The organism is Mucilaginibacter sp. cycad4 (genome assembly GCF_034263275.1).
In the GTDB taxonomy this organism is placed as follows: domain Bacteria; phylum Bacteroidota; class Bacteroidia; order Sphingobacteriales; family Sphingobacteriaceae; genus Mucilaginibacter.
Genome location: NZ_CP139559.1, coordinates 5,342,025 through 5,362,366, shown reverse-complemented (window position 1 = coordinate 5,362,366; position 20,342 = coordinate 5,342,025). Strand labels below are relative to the sequence as shown.

Annotated in this window: 16 protein-coding genes and 2 tRNA genes; 9 read left to right on the top strand and 9 right to left on the bottom strand. The window is 43.0% G+C overall.

What is annotated here, in order from left to right:
* Positions 1-46: 46 nt before the first annotated feature.
* Entirely contained in the window at positions 47-241 is a 195-nt protein-coding gene (locus SNE26_RS21770) for a hypothetical protein (protein ID WP_110584045.1), read from the top strand.
* A 638-nt stretch (positions 242-879) separates the two neighbouring features.
* Here the strand turns inward: SNE26_RS21770 and SNE26_RS21765 are convergent.
* The 6 genes from SNE26_RS21765 to SNE26_RS21740 all read right to left on the bottom strand — a co-directional run bounded on the left by SNE26_RS21765 (position 880) and on the right by SNE26_RS21740 (position 5,848).
* Entirely contained in the window at positions 880-1,173 is a 294-nt protein-coding gene (locus tag SNE26_RS21765) for a hypothetical protein (RefSeq protein WP_321555987.1), read from the bottom strand.
* A gap of 352 nt (positions 1,174-1,525) precedes the next feature.
* Positions 1,526-1,600, bottom strand: a tRNA-Val gene (locus SNE26_RS21760).
* A gap of 143 nt (positions 1,601-1,743) precedes the next feature.
* Positions 1,744-1,818 (bottom strand) — tRNA-Val (locus SNE26_RS21755).
* 101 nt (positions 1,819-1,919) lie between these two features.
* Positions 1,920-2,237 (bottom strand): hypothetical protein, encoded by a 318-nt coding sequence (locus SNE26_RS21750; protein WP_321555986.1) that lies wholly within the window; start codon positions 2,235-2,237, stop codon positions 1,920-1,922.
* 1,302 nt (positions 2,238-3,539) lie between these two features.
* On the bottom strand, positions 3,540-3,986 hold the full coding sequence (locus SNE26_RS21745; protein WP_321555985.1) for a thioredoxin domain-containing protein: 447 nt from the start codon (positions 3,984-3,986) through the stop codon (positions 3,540-3,542).
* 77 nt (positions 3,987-4,063) lie between these two features.
* A complete protein-coding gene (locus tag SNE26_RS21740; protein WP_321555984.1) occupies positions 4,064-5,848 on the bottom strand; it encodes a DUF6600 domain-containing protein in 1,785 nt (594 codons plus the stop codon).
* A 203-nt stretch (positions 5,849-6,051) separates the two neighbouring features.
* Here SNE26_RS21740 and SNE26_RS21735 point away from each other — a divergent pair, with 203 nt between their 5' ends.
* Positions 6,052-7,014, top strand: a complete 963-nt coding sequence (locus SNE26_RS21735) for a 2-oxoglutarate and iron-dependent oxygenase domain-containing protein (protein WP_321555983.1) — start codon at positions 6,052-6,054, stop codon at positions 7,012-7,014.
* Between the two features lie 412 nt (positions 7,015-7,426).
* Here the strand turns inward: SNE26_RS21735 and SNE26_RS21730 are convergent, their stop codons facing one another.
* Positions 7,427-8,665 (bottom strand): MFS transporter, encoded by a 1,239-nt coding sequence (locus SNE26_RS21730; RefSeq protein WP_321555982.1) that lies wholly within the window; start codon positions 8,663-8,665, stop codon positions 7,427-7,429.
* Positions 8,666-8,807: 142 nt separating this feature from the next.
* On the opposite strand from SNE26_RS21730, the gene SNE26_RS21725 reads away from it, so the two are divergent.
* Together SNE26_RS21725 and SNE26_RS21720 are read left to right on the top strand one after the other, a co-directional pair.
* On the top strand, positions 8,808-9,689 hold the full coding sequence (locus SNE26_RS21725) for a LysR substrate-binding domain-containing protein (protein WP_321555981.1): 882 nt from the start codon (positions 8,808-8,810) through the stop codon (positions 9,687-9,689).
* A 90-nt stretch (positions 9,690-9,779) separates the two neighbouring features.
* Entirely contained in the window at positions 9,780-11,246 is a 1,467-nt protein-coding gene (locus tag SNE26_RS21720; RefSeq protein WP_321555980.1) for a TlpA disulfide reductase family protein, read from the top strand.
* Between the two features lie 111 nt (positions 11,247-11,357).
* On the opposite strand, the gene SNE26_RS21715 is transcribed toward SNE26_RS21720, so the two are convergent.
* Together SNE26_RS21715 and tilS are read right to left on the bottom strand one after the other, a co-directional pair.
* A complete protein-coding gene (locus tag SNE26_RS21715; protein ID WP_321555979.1) occupies positions 11,358-11,840 on the bottom strand; it encodes a hypothetical protein in 483 nt (160 codons plus the stop codon).
* On the bottom strand, positions 11,837-13,174 hold the full coding sequence (tilS, locus tag SNE26_RS21710) for a tRNA lysidine(34) synthetase TilS (protein ID WP_321555978.1): 1,338 nt from the start codon (positions 13,172-13,174) through the stop codon (positions 11,837-11,839). The genes SNE26_RS21715 and tilS overlap by 4 nt, the downstream gene beginning before the upstream one ends.
* A 102-nt stretch (positions 13,175-13,276) precedes the next feature.
* On the opposite strand from tilS, the gene SNE26_RS21705 reads away from it, so the two are divergent.
* The 5 genes from SNE26_RS21705 to SNE26_RS21685 all read left to right on the top strand — a co-directional run bounded on the left by SNE26_RS21705 (position 13,277) and on the right by SNE26_RS21685 (position 20,335).
* Positions 13,277-15,799 carry an OstA-like protein gene (locus SNE26_RS21705; RefSeq protein WP_321555977.1) on the top strand — a complete coding sequence of 841 codons (2,523 nt, stop codon included), beginning with the start codon at positions 13,277-13,279 and terminating at the stop codon, positions 15,797-15,799.
* 273 nt (positions 15,800-16,072) lie between these two features.
* The gene (locus SNE26_RS21700) at positions 16,073-16,318 is read left to right on the top strand and encodes a hypothetical protein (RefSeq protein ID WP_091216455.1); all 246 of its coding nucleotides are present in this window, start codon (positions 16,073-16,075) and stop codon (positions 16,316-16,318) included.
* 333 nt (positions 16,319-16,651) lie between these two features.
* Positions 16,652-17,737 carry a Gfo/Idh/MocA family oxidoreductase gene (locus SNE26_RS21695; protein ID WP_321555976.1) on the top strand — a complete coding sequence of 362 codons (1,086 nt, stop codon included), beginning with the start codon at positions 16,652-16,654 and terminating at the stop codon, positions 17,735-17,737.
* Between the two features lie 3 nt (positions 17,738-17,740).
* Complete coding sequence (locus tag SNE26_RS21690; protein ID WP_321555975.1) at positions 17,741-18,475, top strand: glucosamine-6-phosphate deaminase; 735 nt, start codon at positions 17,741-17,743, stop codon at positions 18,473-18,475.
* A gap of 144 nt (positions 18,476-18,619) precedes the next feature.
* Positions 18,620-20,335, top strand: coding sequence for a GMC family oxidoreductase (locus SNE26_RS21685; protein WP_321555974.1), 1,716 nt, complete (start codon positions 18,620-18,622; stop codon positions 20,333-20,335).
* The last annotated feature ends 7 nt before the right edge of the window (positions 20,336-20,342 follow it).

Below are 20,342 nucleotides of genomic sequence, written 5' to 3'. Positions count from 1 at the left end.
GTTGCAAAAATACAGAATTAAAAAATGATTTTTTTAATTTAGGCCGATGAAAAATAAAGCAAAACGCTCTGTTTATCTTTTATTAATAGGTATTATCCTGTTTTCGGCAGGGATGGCCATTCCAAGCGGGCCCAGTGAAAAATGGGATGACTATGCGCGCGGTGCAGGAGCAGGATTATTTATTGCCGGTTTCATTGGCCTGGTAACCTGGCTCATTGATGTGGTGAAGGAAAATAAATAGCGTTGCTTTAGCCTCAAGTCGTTAGTCTTAAGTTCAAAGCCGGATAGGTATTACAGCATTGTTCAACCGGAGCCATCACCATATTTTGAATCATAAATCACTGATCTCGAAGTTAGAAGTCAAAAATAAGACTTCCGACTAAATTCTCTGCCGTTGTTGGTGTTGTCACCAACAACTCTACGCCCGGTATTTGACACGGCTTTTAGATATCATAAAAGCAAGAGGGTTCAAAAAGTTGTTGTTGGTGACAACACCAACAACGGGCAATATGTAATGTAAGTTTCTTAATTCTCAGTTGGGACTATATTTTTAGTCTTAAGTTTTCGGCCATGCGTTTTACATCTAAGAAGCAGAGCAAAACTTCGACTCTCCGATTTTCGGCGAAATACTTCAGACTTCGCTTATTTAAATACTAAGACTTTAGTTGATGCGTTTTGAATAAGGCTAAAAATAAAAGCCTCCTTGCACTCGCTGCTTGGAGGCTTTAAACCTAAACCTTATCACAAATCAAGGTGGTAACCTTGTATTGAAATAGTTGCAAATCTACTATAAGAATTATTAAAATCAAAAAAAAACCGACGAATAGATTAAATGAATCGACAGATTACTAAAAACTATCGTTTTTTGTTTAAATTTTTCTAAAAAATTAAAAATATTGCAGGTGTAACCGGTTTTTCTAAAATAAAACAGGTCGTCGGGAAAATGAAATTTCGGCCCGGCTGGGCGGCAGGCCCTGGTTGTAAAAACTTTAAGGTATCGGTTTCATTACCAGTTCCATTTTTGTTTTCGGGATGGTTGGCTATCTGGCCTATCAATTGCACAAGTCCGTCATGATTTCCCGCTGTAACGCAGGCGTTCATTTCATCTTCGGGCAAACCATTGCGGGTAACTGCCCCCTTTGAAAATTTTAACAGCAACCTCGCTGGTTTCACTGGCCTTTCGCCATAAGGGCTTTAGGGATGATACCCGATGTGCCTTCGCCAGGCAGGTGGTTATCTCCATTCCTGGTTATCAATGGTGTAAGCGGTTAAGAGCTTTGAAATCAAACGGCATCATTGATCCATATTTTCACCACCGGTAAGGTAGGTGTTAAAAGATGGCGAATTTTAAGCGATAGCTATCATGGTGACTTTCTGTCGGATTATTTTCCGGTATTGGCAGAGGAGAATACGTAATTTAAGCTCTTGATATTGTTTTGGGGCTGCCGGAGGCCGCCCCTTTTTTGCGGGGCGAAATTTGAAATTGTAAATAAAAAAAGCCCAACATTTCTGTTAGGCTTTTTCGTGGGAACTACTGGGTTCGAACCAGTGACCCTCTGCTTGTAAGGCAGATGCTCTGAACCAGCTGAGCTAAGCTCCCTTTATTTTTAATTTTACCATTATAATTGGTAAAACCGAGTGGCGAAGTTAAATCACTTTGCCATATAATGCAAATACTTTTGTGAAGTATTTAGCGAAGAGTGCAAGTATAAAAAAGCCCAACATTGCTGTCAGGCTTTTTCGTGGGAGCTACTGGGTTCGAACCAGTGACCCTCTGCTTGTAAGGCAGATGCTCTGAACCAGCTGAGCTAAGCTCCCTTGCTTTTGGGACTGCAAATATAGGGTCTTATGTTTATTCTTCAAAAAATATTTTGAATTTTTTGTACTTGGTTGATTTTTAGTGAAATGTGTTTTATAATCTACTTAACATCCCTGTACTGGGCACGCGGGCGAGGGTCTTCAGGGAGAATTTCCATTTCCGGAAATTCGATATAGTGGGCATACCATTGTATGGCCCCTACTAAATCCAGCGCGTCTTCAGCAGCTACACTAACCGTTTCAAAAGCGTAAAGCTTATGGTCGGCATAGCCATAAAGCTGGATCTCGTTATCATCCGGACTAAATTGTTCTTCATCAAGGCAGTAAACTTTTACCTTGAGGCGTGTATCCCTGGAGTGGATCACATCCCTGCAGGGGTTTTGAGGATCGGTTGCCAGTAAATATACATTATAGTCCATAATCGGTTTAACAAAGTTTATATGGGATGGTTTCTTGATTAAGCATTTATGTTAAAAATTGTTTGATTTTTTGATCTGTTTCCCCAGGTGTGGAAATTGCACCCTCGTTTGGGGAAAAAATCTACAGTTTAACGTTTAGGTAATATTAAAAAGCTGTTTTTTAGGCGAATAAGTGCCAGCTTATCAATTGGCATTTCGTTTGAATAAATGTTATTACCCTTCTCAAAGGGTTGTTTTTCATAGGTAGATGTAGGGTCGAAATACTGCGAGAGTATTTCGACCTTTTTTATATCCAATATTTGATGCCGGCCTCTTCCCTAATAGCTTACGTAAAATATATATCCTAAGTATGTTACGATAGGTAAGGTAGTTTAACTGATCAGCTTTATTAAGTTTAACTTTTGGGAAAATTATACCACCATTCCCCGGAAAGTATTTACACACTTTATAGTCAATATGCCTTTAAAGGTGCGTTTTAAGGACTTACAAGGCGTTTTCGCATTTGGCATCTGGTTTGAATTAAAGTTAATACCCTTACTAAAAAGGGTTGTTTTTCATAGGTAGATGTAGGGCCGGATCAACTGCGAGAGTTGTCCGGCCTTTTTTATTACACGTTTGTATTGCCTGATAATTAAAATGGCGGCCGCCAAAATTAACCATTGGGAAATTAATTCCCGGTTTTGGGTGTCATTTCTACACATTGAGGAGGGTTTGCTTTTTAAAAAGCTGCCAATTAGGCATTTAAAGCCGTTTTTAAATATTGGCATCACGTTTGAATATGGTTTAATACCCTTCTCAAAGGGTTGTTTTTCATAGGTAGATGTAGGGCCGGAATAACTGCGAGAGTTGTCCGGCCTTTTTTATTTAACAAAAATTTCAATCTCCTCCTGATCTCATTGCTTTTTAATTAAGAATATTTTAATAACAGTAGCTTAATAATCCCCGATTTTGGGAGTGCTTTCTACAGGAAGGGTATTTAATAGATTCAAAAAGCTTATTTATAGGGGCTTAAAAGCGCTTTTTTGATTTGGCACCAGGTTTGGATAAGTATTAATACCCTTCTCATAGGGTTGTTTTCATAGGTAGATGTAGGGCCGAAAAACTGCGAGAGCGTTTCGGCCTTTTTTATTATTCCGAATTTTTTCTGAAGGCCTTTTAGCCGCAACTGATTATAGCAACCATAAAACAAAAAACCGGTAGCAATTTACTACCGGTTCTTTATATAGGCTCTATTAATTAGTTTCACATAAAGCAATTTAGTTTTAAGCTTTGTGTATTATGCTTTTAGCTTTCATATAAAAGCTATTTGTTCAATGCCTGCCGGCCAAATTTAATCAGGTCGTTTGCCCTGATATAACCTACGGTTCCTGATACGGGCTTGCCTTTGCTGGTAAATATGATCATGGTAGGGTAGGCCTGCAATCCCCATTCGGTCGCCAGGGCCGGGCCTTGTCCTTTTTCCATATCGATGGCTACATTCACAAAATTATCGTTGTAAAAATCGGCCACTTTGTTGTTTTTAAATGTGGTGGCCTTAAGCATTTTGCAGGGACCGCACCAACTGGCATAAGCATCAACAAAAATATATTTGTTTTGGCGTGCAGCCTGCTTTAAGGCCTCGTTCCAGGAGTTTTCAATAAAGTTGATTTGGGTAGATGACTTGCTTATAGTTTCCTGTGCTTTTGCAGCGGGGCCTGGTACAAGAGCGAGTATGGCGATAAAATAACTTATATGCAGGAGTTTCTTCATTTTTAATCGGTGAGCTTGTAAATAAAACAGCACGTATATAATGCTTTATACGTGCTGTTTATTATAGCGGTTATAATTTAATTGTTTTCGGGGCGGTGTTGCTGTTGCTGACGCTGACGTTGCTGTTCCTGCTGCTGCTGGCGTTGGGCCTGTTGCTGCTGACGTTGCTGTTCCTGCTGCTGTTGGCGTTGTGCCTGTTGCTGCTGGCGTTGCTGTTCCTGCTGCTGTTGGCGTTGTGCCTGTTGCTGCTGGCGTTGCTGTTCCTGCTGCTGTTGGCGTTGGGCCTGTTGCTGCTGACGTTGCTGTTCCTGCTGCTGTTGCCTTTGGGCCTGTTGCTGCTGACGTTGCTGTTCCTGCTGCTGTTGCCTTTGAGCCTGCTGCTGCTGGCGTTGCTGTTCCTGCTGCTGTTGGCGTTGGGCCTGTTGCTGCTGACGTTGCTGTTCCTGCTGCTGTTGCCTTTGGGCTTGCTGCTGCTGGCGTTGCTGTTCCTGCTGCTGTTGCCTTTGGGCCTGTTGCTGCTGGCGTTGCTGTTCCTGCTGCTGTTGGCGCTGGGCCTGTTGCTGCTGGCGTTGCTGTTCCTGTTGCTGCTGGCGTTGCTGTTCCTGCTGCTGTTGCCTTTGAGCTTGTTGCTGCTGGCGTTGCTGTTGCTGTGCTGGCTGCTGTCTTTGCGCTTGCGGGTCTTGTTGGTTTTGAGGTCGTTGCTGCTGCTGGCGTTGTTTCAATTGCTGTTGACGCTGTGCTTGCTGCTGCTGCTGGCGTTGGGTTTGATCCTTTTGCCTTTGATCCAACTGTTGTTGCCTTTGGGCTTGCTGTTGCTGCTGGCGTTGTTGTGCTTGTTGCTGACGCTGCGCCTGTTGGTTATCGCCTGCCGGCCTGGCATTGGGCTGATTGGGGCGGGCATTAGCAGCGGGGTTCGGCCGGGTAGCAGGCCTTTCATGATTAACCTGTACTACTTTATTGTCAGGCTTTTCATTTCGGGCAACTTCCCTTAAGCGGGCAGCGTTGTTACGGTTGATGCCTGCGTTACCGGTTCGCCTGTTCGCTATGCCATTATTGGGGTTTTGCTGCCTGTAAGCTGCAGCATTTACCACTCTCGCCGGGCGCGCATCCGGCGCTTTCCTTACTTCGGGGCGATAAATGTTTACTGCATTATTAACTATCCTGCCGCCTCCGTTTGGCCGGTTAACATTGGTAATATTGTAAACCCGCACATTACGGTTATTGGTAACCCGCCTGATCTCGTTAACTCTTGGGCCGGTTATATAAGTACGGTTGTTATTAACATAAGTGTTGTTAATAATGGTAGTACGATGAATAACATTTACCACGCGGGTCTGCGGCACATAATAGTTATAGATGTTTGGCCTGTTGATATAGGCCTGCGGTGCACAAACCCAGTAATTATCAGGCACACGGTAGCTATTGCCAAAAGATATGCTGATGCTGATGCCCGGTTGTAAAGGTGCCCAGCCATAATAACCACCGCCATGCCTCCAGCTTACCCAGGCGGGTGCCCATTCATGGCCAGGGATCCATTCCCATCCATAATAATCATCATAACGCCACCTGCCGTAATGAAACGGGGCCCAACCCCATTCATAATCAGATACCCAGGTATTGCCATAGTCGGTTACAACCCAGTGACCGCGGGTTGCATATGGTCTGAAATTGTCGTCTGCGTCGGGGATCCAAACATTACCGTATTGAGGGTCGTCAACCCAGGTGCCATAAGGATCAAGCTCGTCGTAAAACTCCTGGTCGGATACATAGCCTCCTTCCTGGGCTTTACTCATGTTTGGTGCGGCAAGCATTATCAAAAATGCTATTAAGCTGATACCGCATATTTTATTGATGAATTTCATAATAATAGTGTTTAAAAAAGCCTGTTATATTGCTGTCGCTAATTATATGACAGGCAGAAGTATAAAACGTTTAAAGCTAAAATTGTTTTAAAGCGTTATTACAAACAAAGCCGGTGTAATTATGGGGATAAAATTTTATTGCTATCTTGTGTACCACGCTTAAAAATTAAATAATTTTGCTACCTGTTTTATAAACAATAACTATGAGCACAGTAAATATTCCACGCCTGGATTTGAATACCTATATAAATGGCAGTGCCGAAGAACGCAAGCAATTTTCAAACGATATTGGCAAAGCTTTTAACGAAACCGGCTTTGTTACCATTACTAATCACGGCCTCAGTAAAGAGCTGATAGATAAGCTTTATGAGCAGGTGAAAGCTCTTTTTTCCCAACCCGATGCGGTAAAACAGCAATATGAAATACCTGGATTGGCCGGCCAGCGCGGCTATACAGGTAAAGGAAAAGAAACCGCAAAAGGGTTTAAAACGCCCGATCTGAAAGAGTTTTGGCAGATTGGTCAAACTGTAACTGATGATGAAGCACTGAAAGCACTGTACCCGGATAATGTAACCGTTAACGAGCTGCCCGAATTTAACCCAACCACCATTGAAGTTTACAAAAAACTGGAAGCTGCCGGTAAACATTTGCTCCGTGCAATTGCCGTTTACCTTGAATTGCCCGAAAACTATTTTGATGATAAAGTCCATAACGGTAATTCCATACTTCGCACCCTGCATTATTTCCCGATAACCGACCCAGACTCGGTGCCTGATGATGCGGTACGTGCCGGTGCACATGAAGATATCAACCTCATTACCTTATTAATAGGCGCCAGTGCCGACGGACTCGAACTGTTAACCCGGGATAACAGCTGGTTCCCGGTTAAAGCATATGGTGAAGACCTGGTAGTTAACGTTGGCGATATGCTGCAGCGTTTAACCAACAATAAACTAAAATCAACAACTCACCGTGTGGTAAACCCGCCGCGCGAGTTGATGAAATTTTCACGTTTTTCGGTGCCGTTTTTCCTCCACCCAAAATCAGATATGGATTTAACCAGCCTCGATTCGTGTATTGACGAGCAGCATCCTAAATTATACGCAGATATTACTGCAGGTGAGTATCTGGATGAGCGATTGAGAGAGATTGGTTTGAAGATGTAAAATATAAATAAGGTAAAAAAAGCGTCGTTGAGAGTAACTATCAGGGAAACCCTGAAAAAAAATGTGATGACGTGTAAAGTATAACTTAGGGATGGTGTGCAGGCCGCGTTAGGGATTGCAGTGTAAAGCCCGGAGCGTGCATCGGGTTTGTGTGTGGGCAAAGCGAGGACTTGTAACGGAAAGCCCGGCCCGTTAGCTAACGGGAACGCCCATGTTATAAAACCGCCAAAAAAAGTACTTAACAATCAGTCATTTACGATCACGTCATTATAAGGCACGAAGCAATCCCAAACTATACAGAGTGGCTCTGCTAATCGGGGATTGCTTCGTGCCTCGCAATGACGCTTTTATAGTGAAGCCCTTTCAGTTTTGAAAGGGCTTCTTAATTTATATATAGATAGATGAAATAAGTTTACTTTGCCAACACCGCTTTGCCGTCAACACTTTCCCCGGCCGCCTGCCTCCTTTTATACAATACAAATAACGCGGTGGCTAACACCCCGATGATCCCCTCAATGCAAACGGCCCTGCGTGGGCCAAGCTCATTGGCCAGCCAGCCTGCCATCAAACTGCCTACCGGGATCATGCCCTGGTAAGCCATCACATAATAACTGATAGCCCTTGCCCTCATGGCCGGAATAGCGTGGGTTTGGATGTAGGTGTTAATGGCCGATGTTTGCGCCATCATGCCTACGCCGGTAAACACCATAAATACTAAGGCAAAAGGTAGTTTCCCTGCATAAGCCACCATCAACACACTGGTGCCGAAGATAAGACTGGCGATAGACATGATTTTTACCAGGTTTTTATTGGTTTTTAAGTTGGCCAAATACACCGCGCTTATCACCGAACCTAAACCCGCGGCGCTCTCAAACCAGCTGAAGGTTTTGGCATTGCCATTAAAAATATCTTTTGCGAAGATGGGCATCAGCGTATTAAAAGGAATAACAAATAAGCTGCTTGCAGTAAGCATCAGAATCATGCTGCTCAGGTCGCTGTCGCCTGATACATATTTGAAGCCTTCCTGTAATTCAGTCCAGATGCTTTTTTCTGAACGTATGGGCACTATGGTGTTCAACTTCATCATAAATAAACAGGCAAGTACCGGGATGTAGCTCAAAAAGTTACCGAAGAAACAAACGTCCTCACCAAAGGCACTCAATACGATACCCGCAATAGCCGGGCCCGCAATACGTGCCAAATTGGTCATGGTTGAATTGAGGGCGATGGCATTAGGCAGGTCGGCCTTATCATCAACCATATCTACCATTAATGATTGGCGGCAGGTAACATCAAAAGCATTTACAATGCCTTGCAACAGGCTTAAACCAATAATTGCGGGGATGTTATAGATCTTGAAAAAGATCATGAAAGCAAAGGCGCCGGCCTGCAGCATGGATACCACCTGGGTAATAACCAAAATGCGGTAACGGTTGTGCCTGTCGACAATACTGCCTGCATATGGGGCCAATATCAGGGATGGGATCAGGCTTACAAAACTTACTATTCCTAATAAAAGGGCCGAACCGGTGAGGCGGTAAACCAGCCAGCTTACTGCAGTTTTTTGCATCCATGTGCCAATGAGGGATATTGACTGACCGTAAAAAAACAGCTTAAAATTACGGTACTTTAAAGAGCGAAAGACATTCATTTGTTCAATTCATAACAAAACAATTTCAGGGGAATACTTAATACAAGACTATTGGAACTGTTTGTGCTGCAAATATCGCCTATATCAATACATTTGTAAAATAGATTGTTTTAATAGAATTGATAGGTAAAAACGATTGATTATGGAATTGCGTCAACTCCAATACTTTGTTAAAGCCGCCGAAACTATGAACTTTACCGAGGCTGCGGCAGCCGTGTTCATTACCCAAAGCACGCTTTCGCAGCAAATTAAACAGCTGGAAGAGGAGCTGGGGATGCTCCTGTTCGACAGGATAGGCAAGCATGTGCGTATAACCGAAGCCGGATATATATTTTTAACCCATGCCCGCAAGATCCTTAATGATGTGCAACGGAGCAAACAAGCCATCAGCGAGTTACAGAATGCCACCATCGGCGTACTGAACCTGGGCGTTTCCTATGCATTTACTTCTTTATTATTACCCGCGCTGGCTCCGTTCAGCACCAAATATCCGGGCATCAAGATCTTTATTACTTACGGGAGCCCGGAAGACCTGGAAAAGAAATTGCGACTGGCCGAGCTGGATATGATCCTCGCCTTTCATAATGAAAGTGACGATGAAGACCTGGAAATGCAGGAGTTATTCAACTCAAGCGTAGTGATGGTGGTATCCAAAAATAGCTCCCTTGCCCAGCTCAAAAAGATAAGCCTGGAAGAGCTGGCGAAACTCGACCTGATCTTGCCGGGAAAAGGCTTCAGTTCGCGCGATTTTATTAATGAAGTATTTAACCGTAAAAAGATAACCCCCAATATTAAGATAGAACTCAACGACGTGCATTCACTGCTGGCCCTGGTTGAAAATGGCCACTGGGCTACCGTGCTGAACGAAAAGGCAATCATCGGCTGGAACAAAGTTACTGCCATCCCAATCGAATCAAAGGAGATCAAACGGCAATCATATATCTTGTGGCAAAAAGGTGTTTATCGTAAACGTGCGGCTATTTTATTTATAGAGGAATTGATGCGGGTAATGGAGAGTGAGTAGTAGAATATTTTAATAATATACACCCGATAAGCTGCAAGTGAGATAATAATCTGTTTATATTTGAGTTGTAACCTAATATAAACCTAACCTATGAACCTTAAAGCAATTGTTTACCTGCTATTACTATCTGCAATAGCTATTTTATCTCTTTCTGGATTTCGACCTGATCAAAGCAAATCGATTTATAGTCAAAAATTAAAAGACGGCTCAAAAGCCACCATCTCATTTAGCCTTAAAGCTCATGAGCAGTTTATGTTTGAATATACGAATGTTTTTCTGGAAAGAGAACAGATCAAATTTATAAATCCCGGAGGAACAGATACTGTAATTATAAGGGAGGTAACAACTAATATTCCAGTTGCTTTAACATTGAGCTTTTTTGAGTTTGGCAAAGATAAGGGTACAAAAGAAATCAAATTTTCGGTTCTTGCATCACCCGGGGATACGTTGAATTTATCATTAACAAATCAGATTTCTCTAAATACAACACGATGTAAAAAAGGAAGCGTGCTATCTAACGATTCCATTTCGTATTACACTACCTATACTTTATCGTCCGGGGGCAGAGCAGTGCTCTCCAAAAAAGAGCTTTGGGAATCTTTTTATACTGAATTTAATAATAGGTTTCAACAGGAAACAGATCGGATTAAAGGGCTTTTGGCTAATTTTCAAATAGACTCATTAGCATTTAAACAGATGACAATCAATTGTAAACTACATTATTACAAACGGTTGTTGGATTGGCTGTATGAAGATAAAGGCAAATACTTTGAACCCGCTTTGCCTGTAATTTCAAAGCTAAGCCCGGATATTGAAAATATTTTAAATGACCCACACCTATTTTTAGCTCAAGATTTATTGAATGTAATTGATGGCTATGTAAGACTCAGAATTATCAATAAAGGAGGCAACTACGTTAATGGCATTACTATTTATAAAGAAGCGTCGGCTATTAATCTGGGCAGGTTTAAACCCAGTTATTTAAGTATTTGTTTAACCCATTCACCGGTTAAAAAAGGGGCGGAATTTGGTGAAATCATGAAGGACTACCGGGAAAAGATGGCTAACACAGCCTATTTGATACACTTAGACAGTATTATAAGAAACGTGCTGGATGGCCAGAAGATTATTGCAAATGATATGTTGGTTAATTTAAAAGGGAAAAAACTATCATTGAATAACTTAATTAAATCAAAGAAACAGTTTTATATATTGGATTTTTGGGCAAGTTGGTGTTCGCCATGCAGAGCCCAATTACCTGTGATGGATAGCTTACGATCTGTGTTGAAAAGATATTCTGTTGAAGTTGTTTCCGTTAATCTCGATGAAAAAGAAGCATATTGGAAAACTGCCTCCCTTGCCGAAAGTAAGTATCTTGGGATAAACAACTATCACCTTAACAAGGCCGCTAAATCAGCTATTGTGCATCAGTTAAATATATCATCCATTCCGCGATACGTTATTTTGGATAATTTTAAAATAATCTCGTCAAACTTTTATCAGCCTGCGGAGCCCAGTTTTGTTGAGGAGTTGAAGAATCTGATAAACGCCAGGTAGAAAGCTTTTTGGAATTTATAATTAAGGCAGTTTACAAGATCGGTCATTGATTTTATGCCCCTGAATTTATAAGCCACGGCATATGATATGAATGTAAACGAATTATTGTGGTTATTTCTTCATCTCTTCCCTTATTGCCCTTAAAAACTCATTAGGGTGTTTGGAGCCGATGATATAAAGCAGGCCATCACGATCGGTGAGGTGGATGGCTTCGTTGCCCGAAGTAAAAAAGCGGATGGTGCCTTTGGTGTGCAGGTTATAAACCGGGTTGTTGAAAAGATAGCGGCTGTAGGTGCCTTTTTCGACTTTGACAATACTGTTCAAATCTATTTTTACCAGTTTGGTTGTCCACAGCCCGTCGAGCGTAACGCTTTTGTTTTCTACACGGGTGCGAAAATGCAGCAGGAACCCCAGGATAATGGAAATAATGATGATGGCAAAACCTACAACAACCAGTAAATCGCCGTTGCGCTCGCGTTCGTCGGTAAAAAAGTAGGCTGCAAAACAGAACATGGCTAAAACCAGGCGTATGGTTAGCGGTATAAATTCCCGGCCAAGGTATTGCTTTTCAGTAAAAACGGATTTATCGCTCATGTTAGTTTAAACAGTTCGAAGATAGTAACTTTTTTAGTGTTATCACTCACTTTATACCTTTCGTCGGGGCGATAGCCGCCAATCCACATAATTTCGCCGTTGCCATTTACAAGTACAGGGATTTCTTCCTTTTGGTGCAGCGGCACTTTTTGGTTAATGAAAAAGTCGCTCAACTTTTTTTTGCCCTTCATTCCCAAAGGGAAAAAATGATCGCCCTCATGCCAGGTACGCACCCTGAGCGGATAGATCAGTTTATCTGCATCAATTGACGCAGCCAGCGGGTTATCTTTTATAATCAACGGACTATCATCATGCAGCAGGTTAAGCTTATAAACGCCAAAATTTGCTTCATGGTCTGTGGCATTGATAATAACTTCGGCATGCGGAGCGGTAGTTTTTGGTTTCAGGATAATATTATCGCGATCAAGGAATAAGGTATGTGTTCCAGACTCGAATACCCGGCCAGCGTGTTTATCGAGCGAAGCGATGAGGTCATCAATAGTCGCATCGTTAAAACCATACTCCTCCAAAAGTTTAAAAAGGAGCAGCCGTATGGGGTTTAGTTTTTTCACTTCAGCAATGTGCAGATAAGTGACCCCATCACGTATTTGCAGCAGCGTTTGTCTTATTTCGTCAAGTTTGATCTCAAGCAATAGCTCCAGATCGCGAAAATGGAGCAGGTTGTTTTCAAAAGTTTTTTCGAGCGATGGGTTCAGTTCTTTCAGCTTGGGCACAACTTCCAGCCTGATCTTATTGCGGGCATACTTAGCCGAAACGTTGGAGCTGTCTTCCACAAAAGTTAAACCTTCGGCAGTAACAATGGTCTGTATCCCGGCACGGGTCAAGAACAGCAGGGGGCGCACAAGTTTGCCATTTTTAGGTAAGATGCCATGCAAGCCGGCAATGCCGGTGCCGCGGGTAAGGTTTAACAATATTGTTTCGATAGTATCGTTTTGGTGGTGAGCAAGTGCAACAACCTCATAACCTGATTGCTGATTGATATTATCAAACCATTGGTAACGCAGATCGCGGGCTGCCATTTGGATCGAAATTTTGTTTTCAGCGGCGTATTGTTCCGTATTAAAGTTAACGGTGTGGAAGGGGGCGCCGAGGGTTGTGGCGAGATCGCGGCAAAAAGCCTGATCGCGCAGGGCTTCATCACCGCGCAGCTGAAAGTTACAATGGGCAATGCCGAAATCATAACCCGCGGCTTTAAGCAGGTGTACCATTAAAACCGAATCGATGCCGCCGCTTACAGCTGCCAATATTTTGGTAGATGGTGTAAATAAGCTGTTTTGCTCAATAAAATTAACAAACTGATTAACTGGCAGCATTCATCAAAATTATTAATTTAATAACCCCAACAAAAAACTAATTTTGCCATTGTGAGGAAATATGTTTTATGCTTTTTGTTTTTGGCGATAGCAACTGCAGCTATGGCTCAAAAAAAATCAATTGTAAACCTGATACAATCTGAACGAAGCACCGGCACAAAGGTTAACGGCAGGCAGCTGATCAAGGTATATAAAGGTGTATTTAAGCAGGATTACTCCATCCTCCGGTCGGATAGCGCGTACTTTTATCCCAACGAAAACGCTTTTGACGCTTTTGGCAACGTAAATATAAACCAGGGCGATACGCTGAATATATTTTCGGATAAACTGAACTACAATGGTAATACCAAAACAGCCATCCTTACTGACAACGTTAAAATGGTTGACCGTGATGCCACGCTAACCACTAATTATCTTACCTATAATACAGCAAGCCGCATAGGCACCTATACCGGCGGCGGAAAGCTGGTAAACAAGGATAATGTGCTTACCAGTAAAAACGGCTACTATTTTGCCTTCAGCCGCGATTCTTATTTCCGTTACGATGTAGTGCTAACCACGCCCGATGCCCTTATAAAAAACGATACCCTTAAGTACAATACAGGTACGCGTATTGCCTATTTTTTCGGTCCAACAAATATTTACGGTACCAAGGATAAGGATACCCTGTATACCGAGAACGGCTTATATAATACTGTTACTGAGCAGGCCTATTTCGGAAAGAAAAACTCATACAGGCAGGGCACCAAATCATTAAAAGGAGACAGCCTTTTTTATGATAAGCTGAAAGGGTACGGCCGCGCGGTAAAGAACATCACCTTTGAAGACCGTGAACAAAAAGTAACCATTAAAGGCGACCTGGGCACCTACTATAGGGTCGAAGAAAAAACCGTCGTTACCGAAAATGCTTATGTGGTACTGATCTCCGAGCAAAAGGATACCAGTAAAACCGATACTACAGTTAAACAGTTACCTGCCGACAACAAGAACGCCAAAACATCAGTCAAAAACGTTACCGATCTTACCAAAATTGCCAATGCCATAAAACCTGATAGTAACCGAAAGGCCCCGGCCAATACTATGCCTATTAAGCAGCCCTTTGCTATAGGCAAAAAAGATAGTGCCAATGTTGATATGGCGACTACGCTGGTACAGGGTGCTTTAAAAAATAATAAAGATGCCAATGCCGATGCTTTGATAAAAGCGGCAACGCAGGCCAAAAAAGGGAACGAAAAGCTGATCGATTCGGCGCTGAAGGCGGCGGCCCCGGTATTAAAAAATAATAAGGATAAAGCGAATATAAAAAACATAGGCAGCCTGGCCGGAGTGGCCGATGCTATTAAGCCTGGAGTTGCCAAAGTAGCAGGAAAGCTTGTCCCCATAAAAACTACTGTGGCCTCAAAAGATACCAGCCACATCAAACGTGATTCGATATACATGACTGCCGATACCATCGAAACGCAGATCATGACCTATAAAAATCAAAAAATTTACCAGGAGCGCCAGCGTACCTTACGTGATACTACGTTGAAGCAGCGCAAACTGGCGGCGGATAAAAAATCGTCGAAATTCTTGACTGCTTATTATATCAAGGTCCCCAAAGACACAAGCTACTTTCACCGGGATTTTTTTGGAAAACCTAAACCGGTAAATGATTCGTTGCAGCGAAAAAAGGACGCACTTGCGGCTATTAAAAAAGCAAAGCAGGATAGCATAGCCCGTGAGCAGATGCAGCGCGACCCGGTTTTTAAACAATATCCCGTTAATATAAAGGATACGGCGCGTGTGAGGATGCTTATCGGGCATCATCATGTCAAGATCTTTAAATCCGACCTGCAGGCCAAATCCGATTCGGTATTTTACAGCAACAGCGACTCTACCATGCGCATGTATGTGAACCCTATTATCTGGACGCAGGGTTCGCAGCTGAGCGGGGATACCGTATACATGCAAATGCGCCGTAAAAAGCTGGATAATATTGAATTGTTCCCTTCTGCATTTATCGTAAATATTGAAAAAGATGACTCAACGCATTTTAATCAGGTGTCTGGGAAAAAAATGCGGGGATATTTTAAGGATGATAAGCTTGACCAGATGTATACGTTTGGCAATGCCGAAACCATTTATTTTCAGCGCGACAGCGGCAAGGTTTCGGGCATGCAGCGATCATTGAGCAGCAGGATCCGTACCGTTTTTAAAAAGAACCAGGCTACGGATATTTACTTTTTAACCAAGCCCGAAAACCGGTATATCCCTATCGAAAAGGTTAAGGAAGACGATAAGATCCTGAAAGGCTTTTTGTGGAAGCCTAAAGAGCGGCCTGCTTCAAAAGAAGATATCATTAAAAAGCATAGTAAAAAAGCGGCGCCGACCAAATCGCCGGCAAAAAATGCTCCAGTTAAACCCGGAACTGTTAAGCCGGGAACAAATCTCAAGACGGACAGCCTGAAAGGGCCTGAGCCAAAAAATATGCAGGATAGTACCCTAAAAGTTGATACAGGGAAGAATAATGCGATAAAATTTAAAAAGGATACGACAATCAGGAATTTTACGCCAAAACCACCCGAAAATGGGCAAAAAAAGGACAGTACTGTTAACAAAACGCCATCTGTTAAGAAAAATTGACCCAAAATGAAAAAAAAGTAACATTTTTTATCAAAAAAATTAGTCTACTAATTCTATAGTGCTTATATTTGACTAATTGTTATTATCGTTCTAACCAATTAGTTCTTTATGATAAATAATGAGGTCAGTCAACTTAAATTTAAAAAAGAGACAGCCGGCGGGCTATCTCTTTTTTTTCTGCCTCTTTTTTAAAGTATGTTTAAACAACTGTTTTATTTGCCGATAAAGTAAACATCATTTATCGTGGCGTGTTATCTCCATAAACAAACCGCCATGATCGATCAAAAAGACACCACACCGGCAGCCAAAGACGGGAAGTACGAATTCCTGATCAATTATTCAGAACGTGAGCTTACCTGCCGCGTTGAAAAAGAACAGAACAAGCTTCATGTTTTTATAGATAACAACATTAATGCCGAGCTGGAATTGCAGCCCGACGGCAGCCTTACCCAGGCCAGCGGCAATGCTCTGCCCGAATCAACCATCGAGTTTATTAAGAAACATATCATGGAGGGGTAGGAAAGAATACGTTAATAAAACAATTGCCATCATTTCAAATTTTTTAACCCGGCTAACTTTTAGGGTGAAAAGATATCTCTACCCGTCATGCTGAACTTGTTTCAGCACCCCACAGGATAGGTATGCGATTTGATTAGCAAGCGGCTTAGCAAATGGGGTGTTGAAACAAGTTCAACATGACCACTATTTTATTGTGTCATGATAGGGACGAAGTATACATCTTCCAAAAGTTTTCAATTTTTAAATATTATTCACTAATCTTGAGTGGTATTCTAAACCAGGTAAATCCTGCGCGCTGCCCCAATTATCAGCGCTATATTATATATACGTTTTATGAACAAGACTAAAGTAGCCATACTGGGTGCCGGTTTTATTACCGATATCCACATGGAATCGTACCATCGCTTTATCCCCGAAGCCGATGTTGTGGCCTGTTACGCCCGTAACCCCGAAAAAGCCGAAGCCTTTGCCGAAAAATATAACATAGGCCAATGGTTCGATGATATTGATAAACTCCTTGCCGAGTCCGATTGTGAAGTGGTGGATATCTGTCTGCCCAATTACCTCCATGCCGAAGCCACCATCAAAGCAGCCAAAGCAGGCAAGCATGTGATTATAGAAAAGCCGCTTGCTGTTACGCTTGAAGAGGCCGACGAAATGATTGCCGTATGCAAAGCCAACAATGTAAAGCTGATGTATGCTGAAGAGCTTTGCTTCGCGCCAAAATATGAACGGGCAAGGCATCTGGTAAAAGAAGGTGCCGTTGGCGAGATCTATATGCTGAAACAGGGTGAAAAACATTCGGGTCCTCATTCGGATTGGTTTTATGACATCAATTTTTCGGGCGGCGGGGTAATCATGGATATGGGCTGTCATGCGTTAGGCTGGTTTAGGTGGATGCTTAATAATGCTAAACCTAAAAGTGTTTACGCCAGTATGAGCACAGTGTTGCATAAAGGGCGCACCAAAGGCGAAGATAATTCGGTAATTATTGTGGAGTTTGAGAACGGCGTAACCGCCGTTGCCGAAAATAGCTGGGCCAAACATGGCGGCATGGATGATCGCTGCGAGATCCATGGCCTTGGCGGTGTTATTTATGCCGATTTATTTATGGGCAATGCAGCAGTCACGTACAGCCGCGATGGCTATGGTTACGCTATGGAAAAATCAGACACCACACAAGGCTGGAGCTTTACCATTTTTGAGGAAGCCTTTAACCAGGGCTATCCGCATGAGCTAAAACATTTTATTGACTGTGTACAAAATAATAAGACTCCACTGGTAACTGGCGAGGATGGCAGGGCGGTGCTCGAGCTCATCTACGCTGCCTATGCATCGGCCGGTGCCGGCAAAAAAATTGAGCTGCCCTTTTCAGCAAAGGTTGATAAACCGGTAAATCTTTGGCTCAATAATAAATAGCAAATGAAACTACATACATATCCTGATTACAATACCATGTCGAAAGCGGTGGCCGACCTGGTAGTTACCCTGGTTAACCAAAAGCCAGATGCATTGATCTGCTTCCCTTCCGGTGATTCACCAACCGGTTTGCTCAGCTACCTGGTTCAATATGCAAACCATGGCCTTGTTGATTTTAGCCAAACCAATTTTGTTGGCCTGGATGAATGGGTGGGCCTCGACCGTACTAATGATGGCAGCTGTACCTACTTCCTCGAAAAACATTTTTTTACGCCGCTTAATATTTCCCCCAATAAAGCGAAGTTTTTTAATGCCGTTGCTGATGACCTGGACGCCGAATGCCAGGCCATGAATAAACATATTGATAAGCTTGGCGGCCTGGATATGATGGTGGTTGGTGTGGGGCTTAATGGTCACATTGGTCTTAATGAACCTGGTGCCGATTTTCATTCGTATGCTCATCACTCGCCCCTGGCGCCTATTACCATTGAAGTTGCTCAAAAATATTTTACTACGGATACTGTTTTAACCGAAGGCATTACGCTTGGTTTAAGGCACCTGGCCGAGGCTTCCGTGCCGGTACTGATAGCCAGCGGGACTAAAAAAGCACCTATAATAGCCCAGGCATTGCAGGGATGTGTTACCAATGATATACCAGCTTCGATATTTAAAACGCTGCAATATGCGCAGGTGTTTTTGGATGAAGCCGCAGCGGCACAGTTGAGCTTAACAGTATAAAAACTGTTATGATGATGTGATGAGCTTAAATCTTAGAGCAAAAAGCTGAAAGCCAAAAGCTTTAGGCCTTTAGCATTGTGCTTTTAGCTTTGACTAAAACCTATTGCCAATTAAACAGTTTATTAACCATAACAAATTGTACCCATGCCTGACGAACCTAAAAATACTACCGGTCAGTTTACTTATGATGCTATTGTAATAGGCTCAGGAATCAGCGGAGGATGGGCGGCTAAGGAGCTTTGTGAGCAGGGTTTGAAAACCCTTGTGCTGGAGAGGGGCCGGGCTGTTCAGCACATCAAAGATTACCCCACCGCAACCATGGATCCCTGGGAGTTTAAGCACCGGGGCGCTATGACTAAGGCCTTCCTGGATGAAAATCCGCTGATAAGCCGGGCGGCTGGTTATGGTGAGGATGATGCACATTTTTTTGTAAAGGACAAGGATCACCCCTATATACAGGAAAAACCTTTCGACTGGATTCGTGGCTACCAGGTTGGCGGTAAATCGCTTACCTGGGGAAGGGCCTGCCAGCGCTGGAGTAAGTATGAGTTTGAAAACCCGGCACGTTTTGGTTATGGCATTGAGTGGCCTATTAGTTATGATGATGTAGCGCCATGGTACTCACATGTAGAAAAGTTTATAGGCGTTTGCGGTAATAAGGATGGTATTGAAGCTATGCCCGACGGCGAGTTTTTGCCACCCTTTGATATGAACGCGGTACAGGAACACATCAGCAAAAAAATAAAGGAAAACTATCCCGACAGGCACCTGGTGCATGCCCGCTGGGCGCATATCACCGAGCCGAAGCAGATCCACATTGATCAGGGCAGGGTTAAATGTATGGCGCGCAACCTGTGTATGCGCGGCTGCCCCTTCGGTGGTTATTTTAGTTCGGTAAGCTCAACGTTGCCCTGGGCCAAAAAAACGGGTAACCTTACCATACGGCCATTTTCGGTTGTTCATTCTATTATTTATGATGAAAAACTGGGAAAAGCTACCGGGGTAAAAGTTATAGATACCAATACCAAACAGGAGCTCATTTACAAAGCGCGCATTATTTTTATGAATGCTTCGGCATTGAATACTAACCTGGTACTGCTTAACTCAACCTCGGGCCGGTTCCCGAACGGGCTTGGTAACGATAATGGTTTGTTGGGTAAATACATCGCCTTTCAAAATTACCGGGCATCGGTAACGGCCGATATGGATGGCTTTTTAGACCGCTACTATTTCGGCCGTAATCCAACAGAACTGATCCTGGCCAATTATCGTAACCTGCACAAACAGGAAACCGATTACAAAGGCGGCTTCACCACGTTTATGGGGGCCTACCGTAACCGGGGACCAAAAGAAACTGCCAAAGGCGAGGTAGGAGGGGCTTACAAAGATTCGCTTACTGAACCGGGTGGATGGAGTGCTTACATGTACCTGCAGGGCGAAACCATACCCAAGGAAAGTAACCATGTACGTTTAAGTAAAGAACAAAAAGATCAATGGGGGATTCCGCTGCTGATTACTTCGGTTGAGTATGATGATAATGATGAGCGCATGATCCGGGACTTTTTAACCCAGACTGCAGCTATGTTTGAAAAAGCCGGCTGCACCAATATTCAAAAGCACGAAAACAAACAGGCACCTGGTTTGGATATTCATGAAATGGGAGGAGTGCGGATGGGAAAAGACCCCAAAACATCGCTGCTTAACCAGTGGAACCAGCTGCACTTATGTAAAAATGTGTTTGTTACCGATGGTGCCTGCATGACTTCTACAGGTAATCAGAGCCCGTCGATATTGTATATGGCATTAACCGCCCGCGCTGCTACTTACGCTGTGGGCGAATTTAAAAAGGGAAATCTTTAAAACTTAC

Coding starts and splice junctions, on each gene's coding strand:
- SNE26_RS21770 (WP_110584045.1), top strand. CDS start 47: ATGAAAAATAAAGCAAAACGCTCTGTTTATCTTTTATTAATAGGTATT.
- SNE26_RS21700 (WP_091216455.1), top strand. CDS start 16,073: ATGATCGATCAAAAAGACACCACACCGGCAGCCAAAGACGGGAAGTAC.
- SNE26_RS21740 (WP_321555984.1), bottom strand. CDS start 5,848: ATGAAATTCATCAATAAAATATGCGGTATCAGCTTAATAGCATTTTTG.
- SNE26_RS21715 (WP_321555979.1), bottom strand. CDS start 11,840: ATGAGCGATAAATCCGTTTTTACTGAAAAGCAATACCTTGGCCGGGAA.
- SNE26_RS21690 (WP_321555975.1), top strand. CDS start 17,741: ATGAAACTACATACATATCCTGATTACAATACCATGTCGAAAGCGGTG.
- tilS (WP_321555978.1), bottom strand. CDS start 13,174: ATGCTGCCAGTTAATCAGTTTGTTAATTTTATTGAGCAAAACAGCTTA.
- SNE26_RS21745 (WP_321555985.1), bottom strand. CDS start 3,986: ATGAAGAAACTCCTGCATATAAGTTATTTTATCGCCATACTCGCTCTT.
- SNE26_RS21750 (WP_321555986.1), bottom strand. CDS start 2,237: ATGGACTATAATGTATATTTACTGGCAACCGATCCTCAAAACCCCTGC.
- SNE26_RS21730 (WP_321555982.1), bottom strand. CDS start 8,665: ATGAATGTCTTTCGCTCTTTAAAGTACCGTAATTTTAAGCTGTTTTTT.
- SNE26_RS21725 (WP_321555981.1), top strand. CDS start 8,808: ATGGAATTGCGTCAACTCCAATACTTTGTTAAAGCCGCCGAAACTATG.
- SNE26_RS21695 (WP_321555976.1), top strand. CDS start 16,652: ATGAACAAGACTAAAGTAGCCATACTGGGTGCCGGTTTTATTACCGAT.
- SNE26_RS21685 (WP_321555974.1), top strand. CDS start 18,620: ATGCCTGACGAACCTAAAAATACTACCGGTCAGTTTACTTATGATGCT.
- SNE26_RS21705 (WP_321555977.1), top strand. CDS start 13,277: ATGGCTCAAAAAAAATCAATTGTAAACCTGATACAATCTGAACGAAGC.
- SNE26_RS21720 (WP_321555980.1), top strand. CDS start 9,780: ATGAACCTTAAAGCAATTGTTTACCTGCTATTACTATCTGCAATAGCT.
- SNE26_RS21735 (WP_321555983.1), top strand. CDS start 6,052: ATGAGCACAGTAAATATTCCACGCCTGGATTTGAATACCTATATAAAT.